Source organism: Vibrio sp. OPT46 (genome assembly GCF_015163535.1).
In the GTDB taxonomy this organism is placed as follows: Bacteria; Pseudomonadota; Gammaproteobacteria; order Enterobacterales; family Vibrionaceae; genus Vibrio; species Vibrio alginolyticus.
The window spans coordinates 1,401-8,676 of sequence record NZ_JADDYG010000700.1 but is presented as its reverse complement, the minus strand read 5'-3'; the positions used below and the strand labels follow the sequence as shown (position 1 = coordinate 8,676).

The 7,276-nt window shown below is 40.2% G+C and carries 4 protein-coding genes; 1 reads left to right on the top strand and 3 read right to left on the bottom strand.

Translation table 11 applies throughout. The features are described 5' to 3' along the window. Window positions 1-299 precede the first annotated feature (299 nt). The 3 genes from IQR33_RS25530 to IQR33_RS25520 all read right to left on the bottom strand — a co-directional run bounded on the left by IQR33_RS25530 (window position 300) and on the right by IQR33_RS25520 (window position 5,697). A complete protein-coding gene (locus IQR33_RS25530) occupies window positions 300-1,229 on the bottom strand; it encodes a LysR family transcriptional regulator (protein ID WP_025768139.1) in 930 nt (309 codons plus the stop codon). Between the two features lie 145 nt (window positions 1,230-1,374). After that, window positions 1,375-4,515, bottom strand: coding sequence for an efflux RND transporter permease subunit (locus IQR33_RS25525; protein ID WP_054577000.1), 3,141 nt, complete (start codon window positions 4,513-4,515; stop codon window positions 1,375-1,377). A 12-nt stretch (window positions 4,516-4,527) separates the two neighbouring features. Beyond that, window positions 4,528-5,697, bottom strand: a complete 1,170-nt coding sequence (locus IQR33_RS25520; RefSeq protein ID WP_054579512.1) for an efflux RND transporter periplasmic adaptor subunit — start codon at window positions 5,695-5,697, stop codon at window positions 4,528-4,530. A gap of 378 nt (window positions 5,698-6,075) precedes the next feature. Between IQR33_RS25520 and IQR33_RS25515 the strand changes: the two genes are divergently transcribed. Continuing rightward, a complete protein-coding gene (locus IQR33_RS25515) occupies window positions 6,076-6,999 on the top strand; it encodes a LysR family transcriptional regulator (protein WP_005377321.1) in 924 nt (307 codons plus the stop codon). Window positions 7,000-7,276: the final 277 nt, after the last annotated feature.

The following is a 7,276-nucleotide window of genomic DNA, read 5'->3' as shown; positions in this document are numbered from 1 at the left end:
ATCGTTGCTAACGTATAAATAACCAAAAAAATAAGATAAGATATTTTATATACTAACAAACTAGTGACCGAGGTGTGTTTTTCTTCAATATACATCGTAACTTGTATAGGTGATGGATTTGTTAGTATTATAAATCAAGAATTTTTTATATTTAGTGAATTAAGCGCCATTTAGAATGGAACTTAATTCACCTAACATTAAACTTCGATGAATATTAAACGTTGCTGGTTTAATTTATTGATTTTATTTGATTTTATTTGATTTTTTATTTTATGTTAATTTTGGTTAAATAGAATCACCTAGCTTTTATTGAAATGCTTTTCCCATATTGGTGGTATGCCAATTTCTTCTTGAACGATATCAATGAATGCCCTAACCAATGGTGATTGCTGACGGTGTGAGTACATAGCATAAATATCACCAAAATCTTGAGTTTCATATTCTGGTAAAAGTTGAACTAAATTAGAAGACTCTAGGTTGTTAGGAAGCATAAATTGACCTATAAGTGCTGCGCCCAGACCTGACTTTACGCTTTCAATTATTAGCTCAGCTTCATTTACCATATATGACCCTGATATTGGGTATGTATCTAAACCATCTGATTTTGCTTTGTCGTAGAATTTAAGTTTATCGACAATAAAATTACCATTTGAATAAATAATAAAAGGTAGCTTAACTAACTCATCCGGCGTTTCTGGGTTACCATGTTTTTCAATTAAATTTCGAGAAGCAATGATTGCAGTCGTATTTTTTGCTAATTTTCTTGCTACCATTGATGAATCCCTCATAGGTCCGATTCGAAAAGCAATATCAAAATTACTTCTAATCACGTCTACATGAAGATCATCTAGCATTAGTTCAACACTTGCTTTTGGGTACTTATGTAAAAACTTCTCTATCGAAGGTTGTAGATAGAGTTTTCCAAATAATGTTGAGCTTGAAATTCGTACTTTCCCTGAAGGCTCAGTCTGAAAGTTCTCCGCTATTTGTTGAGTATCATCAAGGAGTTGAGATATTTGGTCTGCTTTTTCTACTATTTGCTTGCCGACTTGTGTTAATGAAAGAGAGCGAGTCGTTCTGTTTAATAGCCTAACGCCTAAGTGCTCTTCTAACTGCTTGATGTGTTTAGATAAAACAGAGCGGTCGATATTCATCCCATCTGCTGCTTTTGCAAAAGATCCAGCTTTAGAGACTTCTAAAAGCAGGTGTAGTTTATTTGCTAAATCCACAATGTTTATCCAAGTTAGATATTAGCGTATTAGTTTCATGTATAACTACTGCTCTGTCTAGAAATTATTAATATACTTAATAACCAAAAGAAAAGGGAGCAATAGCTCCCTTTAGTATGAATTTAAATGAGTATTTATATTATGGTTATAGTGTTTGACGTTTTTTGTTTCGACTCACTAACATGTAAAAAACAGGTGTGAGTAGTAATCCAAATACCGTTACGCCTACCATACCCGAGAATACGGCAATACCCATTGCTTGTCGCATTTCCGCTCCGGCCCCTGTACCAATCATTAATGGAATAACACCAGCGGTAAATGCAATTGATGTCATTAGAATCGGTCGAAGACGTAAACGACATGCTTCCAAAATCGCTGATAAGGTATCTTGGCCATTGTCTTTAAGTTCTTTAGCGAACTCCACCATCAAGATGGCATTTTTACACGCTAGAGCCACAAGGACAATCAAAGCAATTTGTGTGAATATATTGTTGTCACCACCAATGAACCAAACACCTGCTAGTGCAGAAAAAATGGTCATAGGAACGATCAAAATGATAGCGAATGGTAGTTTTAAACTCTCGTACTGCGAAGCTAGCACCATGAAAACTAACAAAACAACAAGTGGGAATATATACACCATCGTGTTACCAGCCAAAATCTGCTGGTAGGTTACATCAGTCCATTCATAAACCATTCCCTCTGCTAGGTTTTGATCCAGTACTTCCTCAATAGCCGTTTGGGCTTGGTCAGAACTGTAACCAAAAGCAGGACTGCCGTTTAGTTCTGCACTAGGGTAGCCGTTATAGTGCATCACGCGGTCAGGCCCAATCGTGGGTATGATCTCCAGTACAGCGCCGAGAGGAACCATTTGTCCGGCAGCATTTCTTACTTTGTAGTTAAGTATTTGGTCAGGTTCGAGACGATAGTTCATGTCTGCCTGGGCATTCACTTTGTATGTTCTACCAAACATATTGAAGTCATTGACGTATAATGATCCTAAATAAACTTGAAGCGCATCAAAAACCTGCTCTAGAGGAACACCTTGCAGCATCGCTTGTTCACGATCTATTTGGATGTCCATCTGCGGCACTTGTATACGAAATGTGGAATATAATCCCATCAGCTCGGGTCTTGTTGATGCCTCACTTATTACCAAGTTCAATTGCTTGAAGAGCTCATCAAACCCCTTGTTCGCACGGTCTTCGATTTGAAGTTTAAAGCCGCCAGTAGAGCCAAGTCCTTGGATTGGTGGTGGTGGAAAAATCGCAACGAAGGCTTCATCAATGATTGAAAAGCTCTTATTCAAAGATGCAACAATCGCATTTGCTCCGAGAGTTGGATCATTTCGTTTATCGAAGTCCTCAAGCGTAACAAAAACGATGCCACTATTCGGACTGTTAGTAAAACCATTGACCGATAAGCCTGGGAAAGAAATGGTTTGTGCTACGCCAGGTGTTGCCAGCGCGAGGTTTTCCATTTCTTTAATAACGGACTCTGTTCTATCTAAACTTGCTGCATCTGGAAGTTGGGCGATCGCAACTAAATACTGCTTATCTTGTTGAGGAATGAATCCTCCAGGAACCGCTTTGAATAGAGAAACCGTTCCCCCGAGTAACGCAATGTATACCACCACAACAACAAGGCTAAAACGAATCAGCTTCTTGACCAGAGCTTGATATTGGTTCGAGCTATACTCAAAAATTCTATTGAATGGCGCAAAAACATACTTACCAAAAACCGCATCCAAGAGTTTGGTTAGCCGATCGGGTTTTGCGTTCTTATCTTGTAATAGCAGTGCTGATAAAGCAGGCGATAACGTCAACGAGTTAATTGCTGAAATAATCGTCGAGATCGTAATTGTTAGTGCGAACTGCTTATAAAACTGACCGGATAACCCTGTAATAAAGGTTGTCGGGATAAACACCGCACATAACACTAATGCAATTGCAATAATTGGCCCGGTAACTTCGGTCATTGCTTGTTTCGTTGCTTCTAGTGGTGCAAGACCATTATGGATGTTCCGTTCCACGTTTTCGACGACGACAATGGCGTCATCGACGACGATGCCTATGGCGAGAACAAGTCCAAACAACGAAAGTGTGTTAATCGATACTCCGAGCATTTGCATTACAGCGAACGTACCGATTAATGAAACAGGCACCGCAATGATAGGGATGATAGACGCGCGCCATGTTTGCAAAAACAGAATAACTACGACAACAACAAGTACAATTGCCTCTAGCAGAGTATGAACCACCGCGTCTATCGAACCACGAACAAAGACGGTCGGGTCGTAGGCTATTTCATATGAAACTCCAGCTGGAAAGGCTGTTTGTAAACGGTCCATGGTTGAACGAACCTGATTAGATAGCTCAATAGCATTAGCACCAGGGCGCTGGAATACGGGCATCGCCACCGCTGGTTTACCATTTAACAAGGCGCGCAGTGCATAAGAGTTTTGACCTAGCTCTACGCGTGCAACGTCTTTAAGACGTGTCAAAGCCCCTGTTTCGTCAACTTTTACTACAATGTCGTTGAATTCATCAATATTCTCCAAACGGCCCTTTACGTTCAACAAAACTTGGAATTGGTTTTCATTAGCGGCTGGTTGCGCACCTAATGAGCCTGCTGCCACCTGTTGGTTTTGAGATCGGACGGCTGAGACAACGTCCATTACGGTTAGATTTCTAGAAGCGAGCTCATCTGGATTTAACCACAAGCGCATTGAGTACTCATCACCACCGAAAAGGCGCACATCACCAACGCCTCCGAGCCGAGCTATCTCATCTTTCAAGTTTAAATTAGCGTAGTTAGCTAAATAACTGACTTCACGGCTAGAATCTGGAGAATATATATGCACAACCATAGTGAGATCAGGAGAGGCTTTTTCGGCAACAACTCCTAACCGTTGGACTGCTTCTGGTAATCGGGGCAAAGCTGTAGTGACGCGGTTTTGAATTTGAACCTGAGCTTTGTCCAAGTCCGTACCTAAAGCAAAGGTTACGGTCAATGTCATTCTGCCGTCACTGGTTGCCTGCGAAAACATATATAACATGTTTTCTGTACCATTAATTTCTTGCTCCAGAGGCGTAGCAACTGTTTCTGCGATTACTTTTGGGTTCGCACCAGGATAGTTTGCTGTAACTACCACTGTAGGAGGGACAACCTCTGGATATTCACTCACAGGCAACTGTAAAAGTGAAATTGCGCCTACTATTAATATCAATAGCGATAACATAGAGGCAAATATGGGTCTTTGAATAAAAAAGTGTGCAAATTTCATTCGGTTGTCTTCTTAGTCTTGAGCTAAACGTTTGTTTGGCAACGATGTTGAGTTTGAAGCCATAATCAATGAAGTGTTGCTAATATCTAGCGTGACATTTTTTGGTGTGATTTTGCTATTTGGGCCAACTTTTGCTGGGCCATTTACCGCAATAACTGAGTCGGCGTTCAAGCCATTCTCGATGGCACGAAATGTTCCGTAACGTTCGCCTAAGGTTACGATGCTGTATTGCAACGTATTCTCTTCATTGAGTGTTAATACAAAGCGGTTTTCTAGATCTGTGCCAATAGAACGCTCTGGAACGAGAACTCGTTCAACTGGTTTGGTTGTTGATATCTGAACTCGGCCAAACGATCCCACTTTTAAGTTTGATTTTGTTGCATCGAATACCGCTCGAACCTGCAAAGTACCGGTGTTTTCGTTGATGGAGTTGTCGACAAAGTCAACGCGTCCAAAAAACTCCTGCCCATTTTGTCCAGATAGTTCAAGACGAGTAGGTAAGTTAGAGTCGGCATTGATTGTCGAGAAGTAACGGTTCCAAGTTCGCTCATCGACATCAAAGTATGCATATACCTGATCGTTAGAGACAATGTTTGATATAACGCTTTGATTTGCGTTTACATTGTTTCCTTTAGTAATGAATGCTCTTGAAATAGTGCCGCTAATAGGGGCATATATCTTCGTAAACTCAAGATCTAACTTTGCGGATTCTAACTGAGCACGCAAAGCCATTAGTTCTGCAGAGCGTTGCTTTACTGCGGTATCTCGGGCCTCTGCTTGTTCCGCTGAGATGGCTTTTCGCTTAACCAGTTGAGCGGCTCTCTTTTGTTCGTTTGCTGCTTGCTCTAGCGCAGCTCGAGCACTCTTAACTTGCGCTTCAAGTCGTGAGACCTGAGCTTTGAAGGTTCGATCATCAAGAGTGACGAGTAAGTCGCCTTTGTTGACACTCTGTCCGTCTTTGAACTCTACCGTTTCAATAACTCCGGAAACGCGTGGCATTAAAGAAACTTTCTCTGGTGCTTGAAGCCTTGTTGTAAAGGTGAACCACGATTGAACGGGCTCATAGATGACTTTGGAGACGTCTATCGTAGGTAAGGGAGTATTAGGTTGTTTGGTTATCTCTTCGTCTGCACAAGCAGCTAAAACGGATAAAAGGCCAATGCCGAAAACTTTCTTTAACATTTGTCGCGCCCTAAATGATTCTGTTCATACTAAAAGGAACGGCATTGTATTCATTGTACCTATGGGTAAATAGGCCCTCAGCGAACATAGAGTAGTGATAAAAATGCACGATTAAATATTGGTCAAAATGCTCACTTTTTGGTTTGAAAAAGGTCAGTTTAGGGTTTTAAAGACGTGGAGTATTGTTAAATGTAATAAGCCATAATAGATAGGAATAACTAAACAGAAGCTAAAGATAGCGACGAAAATTAAAGCGTTTTTAATTCGTGCATTATTTGCAATTCACTGATGCAATTTGAACCATAAAAAATTGAAATTAATTTTGTAAAATCCATTTCCCATCACATAAAGAATAAAAACTAAATAAGGAATTGTGCAGTGGATCTCGCAAGCCAACTTGAATTACTACTGGATGTCTCTGAATACGGAACTTTTGCTAAGGCTGCTGACAGAAATCATATAGATCGTTCAGCTTTGTCAAAACAGATCAAAAAGCTAGAGGATGAATTGGGCTTACGGCTGTTAAACCGTTCCACACGTTCTCTATCCCTGACCAATGCAGGTGTTGAGATGGTGGCGCAAGCTAAGAAAGTAAGAGAGGTTCTAACTGAAACTCGTAGTATTGCTGCTACATTTCAGGATGAACCGAAGGGTAACTTGAAAATATCAAGCTCCACTTTCTTTGGCAGAGCATACTTAAATCAGGCAGTTAAAGAGTTTATAAAACAGTACCCAAACATTACTGTAGAGCTGCTGCTCGATGATAATCGAGTCGATGTTATCCACGAAGGTTTTGATGTTGTGTTTCGTATCGGACCAATCCGAGAGTCCAACATGATAGTACGTAAGTTGGCAAGCAATAATATGGCACTGGTTGCATCGAAGAGTTTTATTGACAAGTATGGAACCCCGAGCTCTCCAGAAGAGCTTATAAAAATGCCAGCAGTAATATACTCTAATGCTAACTTTAAGGCGGATAAGCTACGTATAGCGCCAAGCCAGTCATCAAGCGACGTTAGAACGTATAATATCAACGGGCAGTACTTCGTGAATGAAACTGAGTTAATGCTGGATGCCGTAAAATCTGATCTAGGGTATGCTTTAATAGGGCAGTTCTTTCTTCAGGAGAGTTTGAGTAAACAAGATCTTGTACAGTTGCTTCCTGATTATAATCTTCCCGCAATAGGAGAAATATATGCAATGTATACTCACCGAAATCAACAACCATTAGCCAAACTGTTCATTGATACTGTTCAAAAAATAATAGGGACACCTCCTGTTTGGATGGATTATCTCAACTAATATGAGTACTAGGACATAATGTTTTAGATTGAGGGCTTGTTTATATTTATCCATAGAATATGGTTGAATTTGCACTTTAAAAATAATTGCCACTGTTCATAATTTCACTCGATTCAAACAACACAAGTAGTGGTAATTAAATGAAAATTACAAGAACGTCGATCGCAATCGCTGCACTTTTTTCTGCAAGTGCTGCAAATTCAGCCGTAGTTTATGAAGATCAAGAATCAGTATTAAATATTCATGGCCGAGCGCAAGGGATGTATTATTTCTCTGA